Source organism: Actinoplanes xinjiangensis (genome assembly GCF_003148685.1).
In the GTDB taxonomy this organism is placed as follows: Bacteria; Actinomycetota; Actinomycetes; order Mycobacteriales; family Micromonosporaceae; genus Actinoplanes; species Actinoplanes xinjiangensis.
On the sequence record NZ_QGGR01000044.1, the window covers coordinates 14,825 to 31,546 of the forward strand.

Below are 16,722 nucleotides of genomic sequence, written 5' to 3' on the forward strand. Positions count from 1 at the left end.
CGGACGCGCGAGCCCGGAATCCCTGCCGGGAGCCGTCTGATTTGCGACCATTGCGAACCATGGACGAGTTCTGGCTCCACCCACGGCTGGGGACGGCAACTCGGGACGGCCAGCAGCCGCGGCACTATCTGCGGGCGCTGCGGCATGCCGTACGGACCCTGGACGCCGACCCGCGCTGGCAGCAGTGGTGGCAGGGCTCCGGTTACCGCGGTTGCGAACTCGGCATCGTCACCGAAGGCCGGCTCGACCACCTGCGCCCCAGCGCCGACATCCGCCGCGTCGACGACCAACTGCGGGCCAACTTCACCTGCGCGCTCCCGCCGGCCGGGACCGGTCACGACGAATTGGCCCGGCGGGCCTCCACGGAGGTGCGCACGATGTTCGAGGTGATCCGGGAGGCGATGGCCCTGCCCGACCTGCCGCCCACCCCCACGCCGTCCGCCCCGCCCGAGGGCGCCGGCGAGGGCCCGGTCACCGCCCGGAGCCTGCCGTCGATCCCCCGCGAGCTGGAGCCGCAGGGCTATCTGACGCTCACTCAGGTCCAGGACTTCTTTGGCTGATCCGCTCGGGGCGATGCGCCCCGGGGTCGCGCTGACGGGGAATAGCCGGGGCCGTCGGCTCGGCGTGCGAGGCGGCCTGGCCCGGGACTGCCGAAGTCGCTGGGGCCACCGAAGCCCCCGCCGCCGCCGAAGCTCCCGAGGCCGCCAAAGCCCCCGGGGTCGCCGAAGCCCCCGCCGCCGCTGAAGTCCCCGGGGTCGCCGAAGCCCCCGGGGTCGCCGAAGCCGCTAGGGGCGCCGGTGCCGCCGAGGTGATCGGGGCCCCCGGGGTGATGACGACCGGGGTGCCGGCCAGGCCGATGCCGGCGTAGAAGACCGGACGGAAGCGGCGCAGCAGCAGGGCGTGCGCGACGGCCAGCAGCACGCATGCCGCGAGAGCCGCCGGGATCGCCTTGACCAGCGGATATCCGGCCGGCAGGTCGAGCAGGGCGGGCAGATCCCGGAACGCCAGGAGGACCAAACTGGCCAAGGACACGGTGGACAGGACGGGCGCGACGAACCGGCCCCACGGCCCCTCCGGCCCGGGGACACGGTTCAGGTGCAGCAGGGCGGCCACGGCCACGAGCAGCACCAGGATCAGGATGCCGAATGCCCCGCCGGCGATCAGCCAGCGCGCGGTGCGCGGACCGGGATCGGCTCCGGCGGCATGAGCGCCGGCCAGGGCGGCGCCCGCGATCAGCGACTGGGTCACCGAGGCGGCGCGGGGTGCGGCGGTCCGGCGCCGGGTCCTTCCGAGTACGGCCGGGAGCACCCGTTCCCGGCCGAGCGCGTAGAGGTAGCGCGCGATGGCCGTGTGCAGCGCGAGGATCGCCGCCAGCACACCGGCGAACAGCATCACCCGGCCCAGGGTGACCGCCCACGGGGCGAGCCGCTCGCCGGCCAGGTCGAAGAGCAGCTCCGGGCCCCGGGCGGCGGCCGCGGCGACCCGGTCCGGCCCCGCGGCGACGATCAGCGACCAGGAGAAACCGCCGAGCAGGAGGGTGACCAGCAGCACCGTTGAGTATCCGCCGAACCCGGCGCTGCGCCGCGGCTGGAAGCCCTCCTCCGCGTGGGTGGCGGAGGACTCGAACCCGGCGAAGGCGAGCGCCGCGACGGCCAGCAGCAGCCCGAGAGCGGGCCGGTCCAGGACGGCCGGGTCGTCGATCCGGATCGAGCCGGCGGTGATTCGGCCACCGGCCGGCTGCATGACGCCGGCCGCGCCGATGCCGGCCAGTACGGCCACCTGGGCGACCGCGAACAGCCCGATCACCGCGGCGGTCACCTCGATGCGCATCGTCCCGCAGAGCGCGACGATCGCCCAGCAGCCGGCGGCCACCGCCCACCACGGCGCGGTCAGGCCCAGCAGGCTGCTCAACAGCGGGGCGGCGGCGTGGCCGGCCAGTGCGTAGAGACCGAACTGGATCGCGTGGTAGCCGGTGATCGCGAGCCAGGCGGCGGCCAGTCCACCGGGCCGGCCGAGGCCGTGGGCGACCTGCGAGTACGCCGCGCCGGCGCTCGGGAACCGCCGGATCATCGCGGCCTGACCGGCACAGAAGAGCAGAAGGACCAGCCCGGCCACGGCGAACGACCAGGGCACGAGCGGGCCGGCGCCGTCGGCGAGAGCGGCCGGGACGACGGTGACCAGGGTGACGACGGGGGCGGTCGCGGCCACGCCGTGGAAGGCGATGGACGCGGCGCCCACCCGGCCGGCTGCCAGACCCGCCTCGGATGTCTCCACGGATCCATTCAGTCGTAACCCATCGATTTTGACAACCGTACGTATCGGCGCACTGACCGTTCGTGACCAGGTTGGCACTAACCCCGAAGAACCTGCGCATTTCCCTCAGCTGGGCGCTCCGCAGGCCGACTGCAACCACGTGCTCGCCACCCAGCAACTGACGGAGTTCCTCGCCGTCGTAGCCGACCGTCCCGACGAGGCTGCCGCCCAGCATGCCGCCGTCGAATGCGCGTCGCGTGCCCTTGGAGCCGATCTCGCGGTGCTGACCGTCGACGGCGGGATAGCCGCCGCGATCGGTCTCCCGGCGGACGAGATCCCGGTCTACGCGCTCACCGCCGGCTACCACGTCGGCCGGCCGGCGACGCTGCGCATCGGGGAGACGGTCTACTCGCTCGTGGTGGCCCCGCTGGGCGGTGCGTCCTCCGGGATGCTGGTGCTCGGCCGCCGGTCCGGTGACTTCACCGACGAGGAGGTGTGCCTGCTCCGTGGCATGGCCCGGGTCCTGGAGCTGAGCCTGCAGGCCCTCCACCTGGTCGAGTCGGAGCGGCGCCAGGCCGAGGAGAACCACCGTCTGATCGACTCGTTGCAGCGCCGTCAGCGGCTCTTCGACGAACTGAGCACGGTGCAGCGGGCGATCGCCCGGCGCGAGCCGCTGCGCCGGATCCTGGACCGGGTCACCGCCGGCGTCGCCGAGCTGCTGAACGTCGACATCGCCGGCCTGACCGTGCTGGAGGGCGACGAGCCGGGCCGGATGAGCCTGATCTCCGGGGCCGGCATCCCGGACGAGGTGCTGGCCCGGATGCAGCGGATCCCGGTCACCTCCCTCGGGGTCGCCGGGCTCGCGATCATGGGCGACGAGCTGGTCGCCGTGGACGACTACGCCGACTCGCCGATCGCCGTACCCGACATCGTGGCGACCCGGATGAGAAGCGTGATGGCGGTACCGGTGCACGAGAACGGCGTCGTGGTCGGTGCCATGTTCGCCGGCTCGCACACCGAGCCGCGGGCCTGGGACAAGGCGTCGCAGGAGATGCTGCTGGCCTTCGCCGAGCACGCCGGGCTGGCCGTCGCCGACGCACGGACCCTGCGCGAGATGAACGCGTCGTTCCACGACGCCCTGACCGGGCTGGCCAGCCGCTCGCTGTTCGTCACCCGGATGGAGAACACCCTCGCGGCGGACCGTCCCGGTGGGGTCGCGGCGCTGCTGATCGGCCTGGACCGGTTCAAGATGATCAACGACTCGCTCGGGCACACCGCCGGCGACCGGCTGCTGGCCCTGGTCGCCGACCGGCTCCGGGACTGCCTGCGTACCGACGACACCGCGGCCCGGCTGGGCGGGGACGAGTTCGCCGTACTGCTGCCGGAGACCGGTTCGATGGAGGCCGCCATGCCGGTGGCTCGCCGCATCGTGTCGGCGATGCGTGACCCGTTCGATCTGGACGGCCGCGAGACGTACGTGACCTGCAGCATCGGGCTGGCCTTCAGCGGGCCCGGCGAACTCGACGCCCAGGAGATGCTGGTCCGCTCCGACCTGGCCCTGTTCGAGGCCAAGAAGAAGGGCAAGGACCAGTACGCGGTCTTCGAGCCCTCGATGCGCGAGTCGTTCCAGAGGCACCTCGAGATGGAGGCCGATCTGCGCCGGGCCGTGCTGCGGCACGAGTTCCAGCTGCGGTTCCAGCCGATCGTACGGCTGGCCACCGGCGAGATCTCCGGCCTGGAGGCGCTGGTCCGGTGGCAGCACCCGGAACGCGGGATGATCCCGCCGCTGGACTTCATCCCGCTGGCCGAGGAGACCGGGATGATCGTCCCGATCGGCGAGTGGGTGCTGCGCGAGGCGTGCCGCCAGGCCGCCCGGTGGAACGCCAAGCGCAACGAGGCGCAGTGGCTGACGGTGAGCGTCAACCTGTCGGCGGTGCAGCTGGACCGGGCCGACCTGCCGGACGTGGTGAACACCGCACTGACCGACAGCGGGCTGCCGGCGCACCGCCTGGTCATCGAGCTGACCGAGTCCCTGCTGGTGGACCACCGCCAGGAGACACTGGAGCGCCTGCACGCGATCAAGGCCCTGGGCGTACGGCTGGCGATCGACGACTTCGGCACCGGCTACTCGTCGCTGGCCTACCTGCGCCGGTTCCCGGTCGACATCATCAAGATCGACAAGTCGTTCGTGGACGACGTCGGTGACGTGCCGGCCGCCGCGGCCCTGACACTCGGCATCATCCAGCTCGGCCAGGCCCTGCAGTTGTCGACGGTCGCCGAGGGCATCGAGGACGCCGGGCAGCTCAGTGAACTGGCCGACGGCAACTGCGAGCTGGGCCAGGGCTACTACTTCGCCGAACCGCTGACCACCGACGCGATGCAGGAGCTGCTGTTCCCGGCCGACAAGCAGTAGACCGGCCCACGACGACTGCGGTTCCCTTCGGGTTCACGTACGGGGTCGACGGTGGTCCGCATGGACGTTCTGCTGACCGTCGTGGTGCCGGTGTACGGGGTCGAGGGCTATCTCCACCAGTGCCTCGACTCGATCCGTGCCGGACTGACCCCGGAGGAGAACGCGTCGGTCGAGGTCATCGCGGTCGACGACGCCTCGCCGGACACCTGTGGCGCGATGCTGGACGCGTACGCCGCCCGTCACGGTGGCCTGCGCGTCCTGCACCTGAGTGACAACGTCGGTCTCGGCCCGGCCCGTAACGCCGGTCTGGCGGAGGCCCGTGGCCGGTACGTCTGGTTCGTCGACAGCGACGACCTGCTGCCGGCCGGCTCGGTCCGTGCGGTCCTGGACCGGCTCCGGGCGACCGAACCGGACGTGCTGCTCATCGACCATCTGCGGATGCACGACGACGGCCGGCTGCAGACCGACGCGAGTTCGGTGCTGCTGGACGGTGCGCCCGACCTGAGCCGGCTGATCGGCCTGCAGCACACCGCGTGGAACCGGATCCTGCGCCGGGAGTTCCTCGACAAGCACGACCTGCGGTTCCCGGCCGGCTGGTACGAGGACGTGCCGTTCAGCAACCCGGTCCTGATCGCCGCCGAGCATCTCGACGTGCTGAACCGGGTCTGCTACCACTACCGCATCGGCCGGGCCGGCGCGATCACCGCGACCCGCAGTGACCGGCACTTCGAGGCGTTCGGCCAGTGGGACCGCTTCTACGCCTGGCTGGACGGTGCCGGCGCCGCTCCCGCGCTGCGCGTGCGCGTCTTCACCCTGATGATCAGCCACCTGCTCGTCGTCGCCGGCAACGAGAACCGGATGCACCCGAGCCGTCGTCGCGCGTTCTTCAGGGAGATCGCCGCGCTGTACCGGCGGCACCGCCCGGCCGGCTATCTGCCACCGGCCGGCGCCGCGGGGCTCAAGCACCGCCTGGTCGCGGCGAACAGCTACACCCTGTACGCGGCCCTGCGTGCCGGCTACCGGGTGGCCGGCCTGCGCCGTCGGGGCACCCAACGGACACCTGCGGTTTCCCGGGACATCCCCTCGCCGCCACAGCGGGTCAAGACCACCTCCATACCTTGACGGCGTGCTCCGACCCGCCCGCGACTCAGACCGTGACCTGGTCCTCCCCTGGCGCAACCACCCGTCGGTGCGTGCCGTCAGCCTGACCACGCACGAGATCCAGCCCCACGAACACGCCGCCTGGTGGGCCCGGCGCAGCGGCGACGTCCTGATCTACGAGGAGGACGGCGTCCCGGCCGGAGTGGTCGTCTTCAGTGGTTCCACCTGGTCGTTCTACCTCGACGTCGAGGGGCTCGGCCGGCGCCTCCTGCCCGCGTGGATGCGGCTGGAGAAGGAGGCCGTCGAGCACGCTTTCGGCCCGCTCGGCCTCGACACCCTCGGCGGCGAGACGCTCGCCGACAACCACCAGGTCCTCGCGCTGCACCGGCGGTTCGGGTTCCGCGAGACACGCAGATACGAACGGCTCGTCGACGGGGTGCCGAAGACGGTCGTCTGGACGGAGAGAAGCAGATGAGCAGCAGGAAGCCGTACATCGTCGCGGAGATGTCGGGTAACCACAACGGTTCGCTGGACCGGGCGCTGGCCCTGGTCGACGCCGCGGCCGACGCCGGTGCCGACGCCATCAAGATCCAGACGTACACCGCGGACACGATGACCGTGGACGTGAAGCACCCGCGGTTCCAGATCTCCGCCGGGCACGACCTGTGGGGCGGCGACTACCTCTTTCAGCTCTTCGAGCGGGCGCACACCCCGTGGGACTGGCACGGCCCGATCTTCGACCGGGCCCGGGAGCGGGGCATCACGCCGTTCTCCAGCCCGTTCGACCGGACCGCTGTCGAGCTGCTGGAGAAGCTGGACGCACCGATGTACAAGATCGCGTCCTCGGAGATCACCGACCTGCCACTGATCCGGCTGGCCGCCTCGACCGGCAAGCCGATGATCATCTCCACCGGCATGGCCACGCTCCGCGAGATCACCGCCGCGGTCGAGGCCGCCCAGGGTGCCGGCGCCACCGACGTCACCGTGCTGAGCTGCACCGCCTCGTACCCGGCCCCGCCGGAGGAGACCAACCTGCGACGTATCCCGGTGCTGGCCGAGGCGCTGCGGCTCCCGATCGGCCTGAGCGACCACACCATGGGCATCGGGGTGCCGATCGCCGCCGTCGCCTACGGGGCGGTCCTGATCGAGAAGCACTTCACCCTCGACCGGGCCGACGGCGGCGTGGACTCCGCCTTCTCACTCGACCAGGCCGAGCTGAAGCTGCTGGTCACCGAGTCGGAGCGGGCCTGGCAGGCACTCGGCACCACGGCGATCGGGCCGACCGACGCGGAGCGGGAGAGCCTGCGGTTCCGGCGTTCGCTCTACGTCGTCACCGACGTGCGAGCCGGCGACCCGGTCACCGGGGAGAACGTGCGCTCGATCCGGCCGACGGGCGGGCTCGAACCCGACCTGATCGGCACCGTGCTGGGGCGCACCTTCACCTCCGACGCCGCCAAGGGCACCCCGCTGACCTGGGATCTGATCTAGAAGAGCGGTTACTTCCGGACCATCTTGTACGCCCGTTTCGCCAGCATCAGCCCGCGACCGCCCCACCCGCGCCGGAGGAGTTGCAGCTCCCAGTCCATCCGGCTGAGTTGGGCGTCGCGGGACTGGATGATCCGCTCGGTCCACTCCATCATCGCCAGCAGGTGACTCGCCTGGTACCGCTGCCGCCAGAGCGCCTCGGCGAGCTGGTGGTAGCCGGCCACGTCGACCGGCGCGGAACCGGGCTGCACCGACCGCAGGGCGAGCCGGTGCGCCTGCCGCCCGGCACGGTCCAGACCGAACTCGGCTCCGTCGATCGTCACCTGGAGGTCCACCGCGGCCCGGAGTTCCTCGTCGGCGAGGCTGCGGCCGGCCATCCCGACCAGGATCGCGGCCAGGTCGGCGGCGCTCGCGGTGATCGGCCACGGATGCGGGCGGCCCCCGGTGGTCAGCCGGACCGCGAACTGCCACAGCGCCCGGACCAGCACGATCTGCGCGGGCAGGGCGGTGGCCGGCTCCCAGCGGGCGGACAGCACCGTCGGCCCGTCCCCGGTCACCGCGATGTCGGAGAGGTCGGCGAGCGCCTCCGGGCCGCTGATCGGGCCGGTGCCGAGCCAGGACTCGTACCCGGTGATCTCCTGCCGCAGACCGCGCACGTCGGCGGCCGCGCACAGCTCCAGCAGCCGCGCCTCCAACCGGTAGCCGGCGACCGGCCGGACCACCCGGACCCGGCGCAGGCCTTCGACCTCTCGCGACGATGCGGCCGGTGACAGCGTCACGGGACCGTCCGCGCCGACGGCGTAGACGCCGTTCACGTCGGCGGCCAGCACGTCCGGCAGGGCCGGGGGCAGGCCCGCGGCTCCGGGGGTGGAGGCGATGACCAGCCACCCACCGGCGACCGTGTCCTCGGCACCGGCCCGCAGCGCACGGCTGACCAGCTCGCGCGGATCGGCGAGCACCGGGCGGCCCCGGAAGGCGGTGGTGTAGGCCTGCGCGAGGACGGTCTCCAGCCACGGCCGTAGCGGCGACGCGACATCGCCGAGCGTCTCACCCCCGATGAGTACGGCCGGAGCGGACGGCTCCGGGAAGGCGGCGTAGGTGGTGGCGGTGGTCAGGCCGAATCCGGCGAGCCGGCTGGTCAGCTGGGCACGCGACGCCGGGTCGGCGGTGGCCGCGGACCACGCGGCATCGTCGCGGAACCGGGCGCCCGGGTCGAGGCGGACCGTGTGGTGGGCGCCGAGCTGGTTGTCGTGCATCAGGACGAGGGTGCCGTCCGGGCGGACCGCCCCGGCGAGGCGCCGCAGCAGATCGTCGGCGGAGAGCTGGTCGCCCTCGGCGGAGTTCAGGCGCTGGAGTCCGTCGACGGCGACCACCAGGTCGTACCCGGACGTCAGGTCGATCTTGCCGAAGGTCCCGGACCGGACGGTGATCGTGGGATGGGCACGGGCGGCGGCCTCCGCGTCGGTGCCGGAGCGCAGCACCCAGGTCACGTCCGCGCCACCGGCTGCCAGAGCGGCTACCAGCCCGGCGGGGTGTGGGCCGGCGACCAGCACGCTGCGGCCCGGGCCGCCCAGCTCGACGATCAGGTGGTCGAGCAGTGGACTGTCACGTCCGGGCCGATCGCTCCAGGCGAACATCTCGCCCCCGGAGCGGGTCAGGTTGGTCAGCGGCGCGGCGGTGGGCGCCTCGGCCGGGTCCGGACGGTTCGGCATCACACGTACCCCTCTTTCGGCCAGCCCAGCAGCTTGCGCAGCTCGTCGGGGCGGGCCAGTTCGTCGGCGCCCAGCTGGATCCGGGCGAGGCGGTGGCAGGTCGCGAAGTCGGTCTCCCGGCCGTAGAGCTCCGGCCACTGGCGGTGCAGGCGGGGTTCGCCGCCGAAGGTCATGTCGGCGTTGTCCAGGACCATCGGATCGCCGTAGACGGCCGCCTCCCGCCCGGCGAGCAGGCCGTACCAGATGGCGCTGCACAGCCGGTTGGAGACGACCCGGCGGTGCCGGCGCAGCTCGGTGAGCTGGTCGTCGAGGAAGCCGCGGTGGTGGTCGCGCCACCAGAAACCGCGGTAGCCGTGGCAGATGACCCGGAACCCGGCCCGCTGGTAGAGCTGCCGCACGGGACGCATGCGGTATTCGTTCCAGTACAGGCAGGCGGTGATCGGGCCGGTCTCGCTCGCCTGGACCTCGTCGATCAGGCGCTGGTGGTCGCCGTGCACCTGCTGCCCCTCCCAGCCGTGGAAGGGGTAGAAGATGGTCCCCTCGCCCGGTTCGGTGGACGGCGGCGTCATCTCGACCAGGTAGGCGAACGGGGCACCGACCACGGCCACGTTGCGCCGGCCCTGCGACCAGGAACGGCGCCGGGTCTCGCCGGACCAGACCAGCAGGCGGGCGCCGGGGACGTACGGCGTGCCGGGTGCCAGCCCGTCCCCGATGTTCCAGCCGTGCTGGAGATATCCGTGGATGCGGGGCGGATGCAACGGCTCCGGCATCCCGCAGTAGCGGGCCAGGATGTGCGAGTGGCCGTAGTGGTGGTTGGCGTGGTGCATCGTCTTCCGCTCCGTCCGCGTGCGGAGCCGCACGTTATCAGCCTTTCCTACGGCAAACCGGGTTGTTTTGTACCCTTATGAAGGCAATGCCGCCACCACACCATCGGGAAGTCACCACCTCGACAACCAGAATTCAGGCGCGCGCCTCACCCCGGCCGACGAGCACTTCTCAAGATCATGTTCTACAGTGGACGGACAGGACCGCTCTCCAGCAGGGGCGCCTGGACCCGGCCGGGGTGGACGCCGCCACGTCCCCCCGGCCGGCCGCCCAGCAGTGGGCTAACGTCCCGGTGATGGATCTCGACGTGCATCCCGCCGACCTGGCCGCCGTCGCCGCCGGTGGCGTGCTCGGCGCCCTGGCCCGCTTCGGCATCGCGACCGCCTGGCCGCACGGGTCCGGCGGCTTCCCCTGGTCCACCTGGGTGATCAACGTGTCCGGTTGTTTCCTGATCGGGGTCCTCTACACCCGGATCCGGGGCCGGATTCCACGCCTGCTGCTCGGCACCGGGTTCCTCGGCGGCTACACCACCTTCTCCACCGCGATCGCCGAGGTCTCCCGGGCCGGGTTCGTCTATCCGGCCGCCACTCTGATCGGCGCCGTCGTGGCGGTCGCGGCCGGAACCGCCGTGGCCCGATGACCGCGCTGCTCGTGGTCCTCGGTGCGGCGATCGGCGCGCCACTGCGGTTCCTGACCGACCGGGTGATGCAGGCCCGGTTCGGCACCGCCTTCCCCTGGGGCACGCTCACCGTCAACGTGGCCGGCTCGTTCGTCCTCGGGCTGGTCCTCGGGCTGCCGGTCGGCCCCGGCACGGTGGCGCTGCTCGGCACCGGCTTCTGCGGGGCGCTCACCACGTACTCGACGTTCAGCTGGGAGATCCTGGCCCTGTCCCGGCGCGGCGAGCTCCTGACCGCCACCGGGTACGCGGTGCTCAGCATCATCGCCGGAATGGGCGCCGCCGTGACCGGCGGCGCCCTGGGGCGACTGATCAGCTGATCGGGGTCAGCTCCCGCTCGTCCCTACGTTCCGGGGTGACCTGCTCGGGCACCTCGTGCGCGACCTCCGGCAGCCAGCCCAGCCACTTCGGCAGCCACCAGTTCGCCCGGCCGAGCAACGCCATCACCGACGGCAGCAGCACCGCCCGGATGATCGTGGCGTCCAGCAGGACCGCCGCGGCCAGACCGACACCCAGCTCCTTGGTGGCGGTCAGCGGCAGCGTGGCGAAGAGCGCGAACACCGCGACCATCACCACGGCGGCGCTGGTGATCACGCCGGCGGTCCGGCCGATGCCCTCACGGACCGCGTCCCGGGTCGACAGGCCCCGGTCGTGGCCCTCACGGATCCGGCTGACCACGAAGACGTGGTAGTCCATCGAGAGCCCGAACAGGATCACGAAGAGGAACATCGGGATCCAGTTGGTGATGCCCCCGCCGGAGACGAAGCCGAGCTGCTCCTCGAAGTTGCCGTACTGGAAGACGAAGACCAGCATGCCGTAGCAGGCCGCGACCGACAGCAGGTTCAGCACCAGCCCGGTGACCGCGACGACGACCGACCGGAACGACACCAGCAGCAGGATGAAGGCCAGCCCGAGAACGAAGGTGAACACCAGCGGCAGGGTCTTCGACAGCTGGTCGTTGTAGTCGACACCGCCCGCGGTCGACCCGGTGACCAGCGCCCTGGCGCCGCCGATCCGGCCGAAGGTGTCCGGCACGACCCGGTCACGCAGCAGGTTCAGCGCGTCGACGGCGACACTGTCGCTCTCCTTGCCGGCCAGGCCGACCGAGACCACCGCGACGTTCCCGGCCGGGTTGACATCGACGTCGACCGGCTCGACCAGCTTCCCGCCGCTGGCGGCGACCGCGGCCTTGAACGCGGTGAGCGTCCGCTCGAACTCGGCGGTCCGCACCGAGTCGTCCTGGACCACGATCTGGGCCGGCGTGGTCTTGCTCGGGAAGGCCTCGGCGCTGGCGAGGAACGCCTGCACCACCGGTGCGTCCGGCGAGATGTCCTGGATGCCCTGGCCACGGGTCTTCAGATCGAGGGCGGGAAAGGCGAGTGCGCCGAGCGCGGCGATGGCGATCATCGCGGAGACCAACGGCTTGGCGAGTACGACGTCGAGCAGCGCGTTCCAGACCCGGCCGTCACTGTTGCGCCGGTACAGCCCGGGGATCTTGATGGCGTCGACCCGGTCACCCAGCGCCGAGAGCAGCGCGGGCAGCACGGTCAGCGAGCCGAGCACGGCCGTGGCCACCACCAGGATGGTGCCGGCGGCGAAGCTGACGAAGACGACGTCCTGGGTGAAGAACATGCCGGCCATCGCGATCATGACGGTCAGCCCGGAGACCCAGATGGAACGGCCCGAGGTCTGTGCCGCGATCATCAGCGCCCGGTCCGGGTCGGCCCCCCGGCGGCGCTCGTCGCGCTCCCGGCGGATGTAGAACAGGCAGTAGTCGACACCCACGGCCAGACCGATCAGCAGCATGACGTGCGTGGTCTCGTCGACCGCGGGAGCGAACCGGCTCGCCGCGGCCATCAGGCCGATCGCGGCGACCACCGACATGATGGCCAGGATGACCGGCAGGAACGCGGCCACCACCGCGCCGAAGGCCACCAGCAGGATGCCCAGCGTCACCGGGATGGAGAGCATCCCCAGCCGGGTCAGCCCACCCTCCAGCTCCTCGGTGACCAGCTGGTCGGCGCTGGCCGAGCCGGCCTCGGCGATGTAGAGGTCCGGGTGGGCGCTCTGCACCTCGGCCACCGCGTCCAGGGCGGGACCGACCCGCTCCTCCGCGGTACCGGGATCACCGGTGATGTTGAAGGTGATCAGCGTCGACCGTCCGTCCGGCGAGTCGATCGGCTCGTTCACGCCGGTGACGTCCCGCACCGTTCCGAGAGCCCGGGTGACCTCCTCCGCAGCGGCCACCCGGTCCGTACCGGCCCGGTTCTGGATCAGCACCATCTCGCCGGCCGGCTCCTCGGGGAAACCGGCCGCCGCGACGATCCGGTCGGCGTCGCCGGAGTCCCCGTGGCCGGCCGTGCCCTCGTCCGCCTGCCGGGTGCCGATCTGCCCACTGAGCACCACCGTCGCTATGACGAAGCCGATCCATCCGAGGATCGCGAGCGTCCGATGGCGGGCGCTCCAGATCGCGACACGAGCCGCGATGCCTTTGACGTTTTCCCTGTTCTCCATGGGGAAGACGCTATGGAGTCCGCAGTGGCCGATCGATACGGCGGACACCCCGGTCCGAGGTAGGGCTAGCCCTACGGTTGCAGGTACGCCAGCACTGCCAGGACCCGCCGGTGCTGCTCCTCGTCCTGGTGCAGGCCGAGCTTGGTGAAGATGTTGCGGACGTGCTTCTCCACCGCGCCGTCGGTGACGACCATCTTGCGGGCGATCGCGGTGTTCGACATGCCCTCTGCCATCAGCACCAGCGCCTCGCGCTCGCGAGGGGTCAGGCTGCGCATCGGGTCGTCGCGGCGACGCCGGACCAGCAGCTGGGCCACCACCTCGGGGTCCAGCACGGTGCCGCCCTCGGCCACCCGGCGGAGCCCGTCGAGGAACTCGGCGACCAGCGACACCCGGTCCTTGAGCAGATAGCCGACCGCCCCACGGCGGTCGGCCAGCAGATCGTCGGCGTACGACACCTCGACGTATTGCGACAGCACCAGGATCGGGCTGCCCGGCACCGCGGCGCGGGCCTCGACCGCGGCGCGAAGCCCCTCGTCGGTGTGTGACGGAGGCATCCGGACGTCGACAATGGAGACGTCCGGACGATGTTCCTTGATCGATTGAACGAGAGAGGGCCCGTCCCCGACGGCCGAGACGACGGTGTGACCGTTCTCCTCGACGAGCCGGATCAGGCCCTCTCGCAACAGCACCGCATCGTCGGCAATGACCACCCGCATGCGCTCATGCTGTCAGATCCCCGTGGTTTCTAAAGGGGCAGTGCCGCCGTGAGCCTGGTCCCCTCGCCCTCCGGGCTGTCCACCGAGAGCACTCCCCCGGCCGCCCGCACCCGATCGTCCAGACCGGCCAGACCGTGTCCCTTGGCCAGGCTCGCCCCGCCGATCCCGTCGTCGGCGACCGTCACGATCAGGCCGGTGGCGATCCGCTGCACGCTGACCTGCACCTCGCTGGCGTGGCTGTGCTTGGCGACGTTGGTCAGCGCCTCGGCCACGATGAAGTAGGCGGTCGACTCGACGCCCGGCTCCAGCCGCTCCATCGGCGGAGTGTCGAGGTCGACCGGGACCGTGCACCGGCCGGCCAGTGCGGTGAGCGCCGCCTGTAGGCCCCGGTCCACCAGGATCGGCGGGGCGATACCGCGGGACAGGGCGCGCAACTCGTCCAGGGTCTCCCGGGTCTGGGTGAGCGCTTCGGCCACGATCGCGCGGGCCCGCTCCGGGTCGTCGGCGAACTGCTGCTCGGCCCGGCCCAGGTCCATGGCGAGGCGGACCAGCCGCTGCTGCGGACCGTCGTGGATGTCGCGTTCCAGCCTGCGCAGGGCCACCGCCTCGGCGGAGACCGCCGCCGCCTTCTGCAGCCGGGCGACGTCGCGTGCCTCCTCGGCGGCGAGCACCTGCTGGTGCAGCGTGAACATGCTGACCAGCATCCCGTGGGCGAACCAGGCCTCCATCAGGGCGGCGCCGCGGACCACCCAGGACAGGGTGCCGGCGAAGAACACCCCGATGGCGAAGTTGAGCAGGATCCGGGTGGCCGCGGTGTCCTGGAAGCCGAGCAGCTCGTGCAGTTCGTAGTTGTCCGGCGGGTGCGGCACCGTCCAGTCCCACAGCGGGTAGGTGAGACCGCCCAGGGCGAGCGCCCACCAGACGACGACGAAGCAGAAACCGATGATGTTCGGGATGAACCGGAAGACCGCGTGCGTCCAGTCGAGCCAGGTCTGCCCGTCGGACAGGGGGCCGAGGGTCCGGCGCAGGAAACCCTGGCCCCGGTTGCTCTTGTAGATCGGGTGCGGGCTGGGGCGCCGCAGCACCGGGCCGATCCGGGCCCGCTCGGTGATGGCGAACCCGCGGGCGAACATCAGCGTGCCGACCAGGATCGGCAGGCCGATCCAGATGATCGCGGTGCCGACACCCACCGCGAACCCGGTGATGGCGACGACCAGCGTGATCAGGCCGATCGGGAAGCCGAGCAGCACGTACTGCGTGTCGATCGCCAACTGGCGCAGGTAGCGACCGATCAGGCTCCGGGTGGCCACCGTGTCGGCATGTGTGGTCGTCATGCCATTGAACCTAGGCATCGGCGCGTACCGGTGCGATCCGGTGGGCCGCCCGCCTGAAGGTAGGGATAACCCGACCTTCCGTGGGCTCCCGCGTTCGTCAGGTGAAGATCCATCTCCGGGAGACGACGTAGTTGACCGTGGCCAGAACCGCCGTGATCAGCACCTTCGCCACCAGGTACATCACGCCCAGCAGGGTGAGCGCCCGGACCAGGAGCACGGTGACCAGCAGGTTCGCGGCGACCAACACGACATGGGCGGCGAGCTGGCGCCGGAGCCGTCCGGTCGAGGCGAAGGCCCACTGCCGGTTGAGGGCGAAGTTGACCACGAAGCCGGCGAGGAAGGCCAGCGCCGTGGCCGGCTCCAGCCGCAGGCCGAGCAGGCCGTGCAGCACGTAGAGCAGCCCCGCGTCCACGACCACGCTGGCGCCGCCGACGATCAGGAACCGGAAACCGCTGCCCCGGAACACACGGAGCACGGACCGGCCCGGACGGTCCACCCGGGCGTCGGCCGTCACCTGCGGACCAGGGCGAGCAGCAGCGCCAACCCGGAACGGAACAGGTAGACCATCGCCTTCGCCGGCGAGGCGCTCGGCGTCCCGCCCTGTCGCGGCCGCATCGAGACCGGGATCTGCCTGATCACGTACCCCGAGCGTTTCGCCTGCACGATCGTGTCGACGGTGTCACCGAGGTACTCGACCGGGAAGTTGCTCGAGTAGAAGACCATCAGCTCGCCACGGCACGCCCGGAAGCCGGAGGTGGTGTCGGTCAGGCGCGTCTTCGCGATCGCGGACAGCGCCATCGACAGCAGCCTCATCGCCCACTGCCGCGGGCCCCGGACGCGGTATTCGCCCTCGCCGGCGAACCGGGCACCGATCACCAGATCCGCCTCGGACAGCGCCTCGACCATGTCCCGGATGTACCGCGGATCGTGCTGGCCGTCGGCGTCCATCTGCACGGCGATGTCGTAACCGTGCTCGACGGCGTAGCGGTAGCCGAGCCGGCGCGCCCCGCCGACTCCCAGGTTGTAGGGCAGTCGGACCACCTTCGCGCCCGCCGACCGGGCCACCGCGGCGGTGGCGTCGCGCGAACAGTCGTCGACCACGAGAATGTCCGTGCCGGGAAATTCTCGGTGAATTTCTTTGATCACCGCGTCGATCGATTCCGCCTCGTTCCAGGCGGGCAGGATCGTCAGCAGGCGCCCATCCCCGGCGATCATGGCGTGGTCACCCTCTCCCGCGATTCCTGCAATTCGGCGACGTCCGCCCGGAGAAGGGCCACCTCTTCAGAGAGGCTGCGGGTCTCCTCTTCCAGCCGGCTGCTCTCCCAGGAGAGGTGCACGGACACCAGAAACAGGAAGACGACGCTCAAGAACAGGAACAGGCTCAGCCCGGACGCGATGCCGAGGACCGAGGTGAACCCGTCGAGCAGGGTCGGGACGAACGCCAGCGGCAGCACGGCGATGGCCACCAGCAGCCACAACGCCCCGTACTTCTCCCGTAGTTGTCGCCGCCGCAGCAGCTCGAAGATGACGACGAGCATGATCAGCCCGGTCGTCCCCGTTACGAATACCAGCCTCATCGAATTCCCCTGATGTCCCGATCGGGTGCGGGTCGAGAGTCGGTGATGAATGCAGCCCACCGGTGTGCAGTCGGCGAGTGCCGTGTGGACATGACATGTCCAAAGAATGTCGATAC

General features: G+C 71.3%; 16 protein-coding genes. 7 read left to right on the forward strand and 9 right to left on the reverse strand.

What is annotated here, in order from left to right:
- The first annotated feature begins 59 nt into the window (after positions 1-59).
- Positions 60-560, forward strand: coding sequence for a hypothetical protein (locus BC793_RS45640; RefSeq protein ID WP_109602906.1), 501 nt, complete (start codon positions 60-62; stop codon positions 558-560).
- Here the strand turns inward: BC793_RS45640 and BC793_RS45650 are convergent.
- Complete coding sequence (locus tag BC793_RS45650) at positions 532-2,274, reverse strand: APC family permease (RefSeq protein WP_203896636.1); 1,743 nt, start codon at positions 2,272-2,274, stop codon at positions 532-534. The genes BC793_RS45640 and BC793_RS45650 overlap by 29 nt on opposite strands.
- A 139-nt stretch (positions 2,275-2,413) precedes the next feature.
- Between BC793_RS45650 and BC793_RS45655 the strand changes: the two genes are divergently transcribed.
- From BC793_RS45655 to pseI, 4 genes are read left to right on the forward strand one after another with little or no spacing between them, the layout of a single operon-like run.
- Complete coding sequence (locus BC793_RS45655; protein ID WP_239170710.1) at positions 2,414-4,666, forward strand: putative bifunctional diguanylate cyclase/phosphodiesterase; 2,253 nt, start codon at positions 2,414-2,416, stop codon at positions 4,664-4,666.
- 60 nt (positions 4,667-4,726) lie between these two features.
- Positions 4,727-5,788 (forward strand): glycosyltransferase family 2 protein, encoded by a 1,062-nt coding sequence (locus BC793_RS45660; protein ID WP_109602909.1) that lies wholly within the window; start codon positions 4,727-4,729, stop codon positions 5,786-5,788.
- A 4-nt stretch (positions 5,789-5,792) separates the two neighbouring features.
- Positions 5,793-6,242, forward strand: coding sequence for a GNAT family N-acetyltransferase (locus BC793_RS45665; protein ID WP_109602910.1), 450 nt, complete (start codon positions 5,793-5,795; stop codon positions 6,240-6,242).
- Positions 6,239-7,255, forward strand: coding sequence for a pseudaminic acid synthase (pseI, locus tag BC793_RS45670; protein WP_109602911.1), 1,017 nt, complete (start codon positions 6,239-6,241; stop codon positions 7,253-7,255). The genes BC793_RS45665 and pseI overlap by 4 nt, the downstream gene beginning before the upstream one ends.
- 8 nt (positions 7,256-7,263) lie before the next feature.
- Here the strand turns inward: pseI and BC793_RS45675 are convergent, their stop codons facing one another.
- Together BC793_RS45675 and BC793_RS45680 are read right to left on the reverse strand one after the other, a co-directional pair.
- The gene (locus BC793_RS45675; RefSeq protein WP_109602912.1) at positions 7,264-8,964 is read right to left on the reverse strand and encodes a class I SAM-dependent methyltransferase; all 1,701 of its coding nucleotides are present in this window, start codon (positions 8,962-8,964) and stop codon (positions 7,264-7,266) included.
- A complete protein-coding gene (locus BC793_RS45680; protein ID WP_109602942.1) occupies positions 8,964-9,791 on the reverse strand; it encodes a hypothetical protein in 828 nt (275 codons plus the stop codon). Before BC793_RS45680 ends, BC793_RS45675 begins: the two co-directional genes overlap by 1 nt.
- A gap of 293 nt (positions 9,792-10,084) precedes the next feature.
- Here BC793_RS45680 and BC793_RS45685 point away from each other — a divergent pair, with 293 nt between their 5' ends.
- Together BC793_RS45685 and BC793_RS45690 are read left to right on the forward strand one after the other, a co-directional pair.
- Positions 10,085-10,429 carry a FluC/FEX family fluoride channel gene (locus BC793_RS45685; RefSeq protein WP_109602913.1) on the forward strand — a complete coding sequence of 115 codons (345 nt, stop codon included), beginning with the start codon at positions 10,085-10,087 and terminating at the stop codon, positions 10,427-10,429.
- Positions 10,426-10,785 carry a fluoride efflux transporter FluC gene (locus BC793_RS45690; protein ID WP_109602914.1) on the forward strand — a complete coding sequence of 120 codons (360 nt, stop codon included), beginning with the start codon at positions 10,426-10,428 and terminating at the stop codon, positions 10,783-10,785. Before BC793_RS45685 ends, BC793_RS45690 begins: the two co-directional genes overlap by 4 nt.
- Here the strand turns inward: BC793_RS45690 and BC793_RS45695 are convergent.
- The 6 genes from BC793_RS45695 to BC793_RS45720 form a co-directional block, all read right to left on the reverse strand.
- Positions 10,778-12,979 (reverse strand): MMPL family transporter, encoded by a 2,202-nt coding sequence (locus tag BC793_RS45695; protein WP_109602915.1) that lies wholly within the window; start codon positions 12,977-12,979, stop codon positions 10,778-10,780. The genes BC793_RS45690 and BC793_RS45695 overlap by 8 nt on opposite strands.
- A gap of 71 nt (positions 12,980-13,050) precedes the next feature.
- Positions 13,051-13,695, reverse strand: coding sequence for a response regulator (locus BC793_RS45700; RefSeq protein WP_109602916.1), 645 nt, complete (start codon positions 13,693-13,695; stop codon positions 13,051-13,053).
- A gap of 29 nt (positions 13,696-13,724) precedes the next feature.
- Positions 13,725-15,029, reverse strand: coding sequence for a sensor histidine kinase (locus BC793_RS45705; RefSeq protein ID WP_239170711.1), 1,305 nt, complete (start codon positions 15,027-15,029; stop codon positions 13,725-13,727).
- Between the two features lie 97 nt (positions 15,030-15,126).
- Entirely contained in the window at positions 15,127-15,543 is a 417-nt protein-coding gene (locus BC793_RS45710) for a GtrA family protein (RefSeq protein ID WP_109602918.1), read from the reverse strand.
- Positions 15,540-16,244 carry a glycosyltransferase family 2 protein gene (locus BC793_RS45715; RefSeq protein ID WP_109602919.1) on the reverse strand — a complete coding sequence of 235 codons (705 nt, stop codon included), beginning with the start codon at positions 16,242-16,244 and terminating at the stop codon, positions 15,540-15,542. Before BC793_RS45715 ends, BC793_RS45710 begins: the two co-directional genes overlap by 4 nt.
- Entirely contained in the window at positions 16,241-16,606 is a 366-nt protein-coding gene (locus tag BC793_RS45720) for a DUF2304 domain-containing protein (protein ID WP_109602920.1), read from the reverse strand. Before BC793_RS45720 ends, BC793_RS45715 begins: the two co-directional genes overlap by 4 nt.
- Positions 16,607-16,722 lie beyond the last annotated feature (116 nt).

What these genes read in the sequence shown, in the direction of transcription:
- BC793_RS45640 (WP_109602906.1), top strand. Translation starts at nt 60, where the DNA reads ATGGACGAGTTCTGGCTCCACCCACGGCTGGGGACGGCAACTCGGGAC.
- BC793_RS45660 (WP_109602909.1), top strand. Translation starts at nt 4,727, where the DNA reads ATGGACGTTCTGCTGACCGTCGTGGTGCCGGTGTACGGGGTCGAGGGC.
- pseI (WP_109602911.1), top strand. Translation starts at nt 6,239, where the DNA reads ATGAGCAGCAGGAAGCCGTACATCGTCGCGGAGATGTCGGGTAACCAC.
- BC793_RS45675 (WP_109602912.1), bottom strand. Translation starts at nt 8,964, where the DNA reads ATGCCGAACCGTCCGGACCCGGCCGAGGCGCCCACCGCCGCGCCGCTG.
- BC793_RS45680 (WP_109602942.1), bottom strand. Translation starts at nt 9,791, where the DNA reads ATGCACCACGCCAACCACCACTACGGCCACTCGCACATCCTGGCCCGC.
- BC793_RS45685 (WP_109602913.1), top strand. Translation starts at nt 10,085, where the DNA reads ATGGATCTCGACGTGCATCCCGCCGACCTGGCCGCCGTCGCCGCCGGT.
- BC793_RS45690 (WP_109602914.1), top strand. Translation starts at nt 10,426, where the DNA reads ATGACCGCGCTGCTCGTGGTCCTCGGTGCGGCGATCGGCGCGCCACTG.
- BC793_RS45695 (WP_109602915.1), bottom strand. Translation starts at nt 12,979, where the DNA reads ATGGAGAACAGGGAAAACGTCAAAGGCATCGCGGCTCGTGTCGCGATC.
- BC793_RS45700 (WP_109602916.1), bottom strand. Translation starts at nt 13,695, where the DNA reads ATGCGGGTGGTCATTGCCGACGATGCGGTGCTGTTGCGAGAGGGCCTG.
- BC793_RS45705 (WP_239170711.1), bottom strand. Translation starts at nt 15,029, where the DNA reads ATGACGACCACACATGCCGACACGGTGGCCACCCGGAGCCTGATCGGT.
- BC793_RS45715 (WP_109602919.1), bottom strand. Translation starts at nt 16,244, where the DNA reads ATGATCGCCGGGGATGGGCGCCTGCTGACGATCCTGCCCGCCTGGAAC.
- BC793_RS45720 (WP_109602920.1), bottom strand. Translation starts at nt 16,606, where the DNA reads ATGAGGCTGGTATTCGTAACGGGGACGACCGGGCTGATCATGCTCGTC.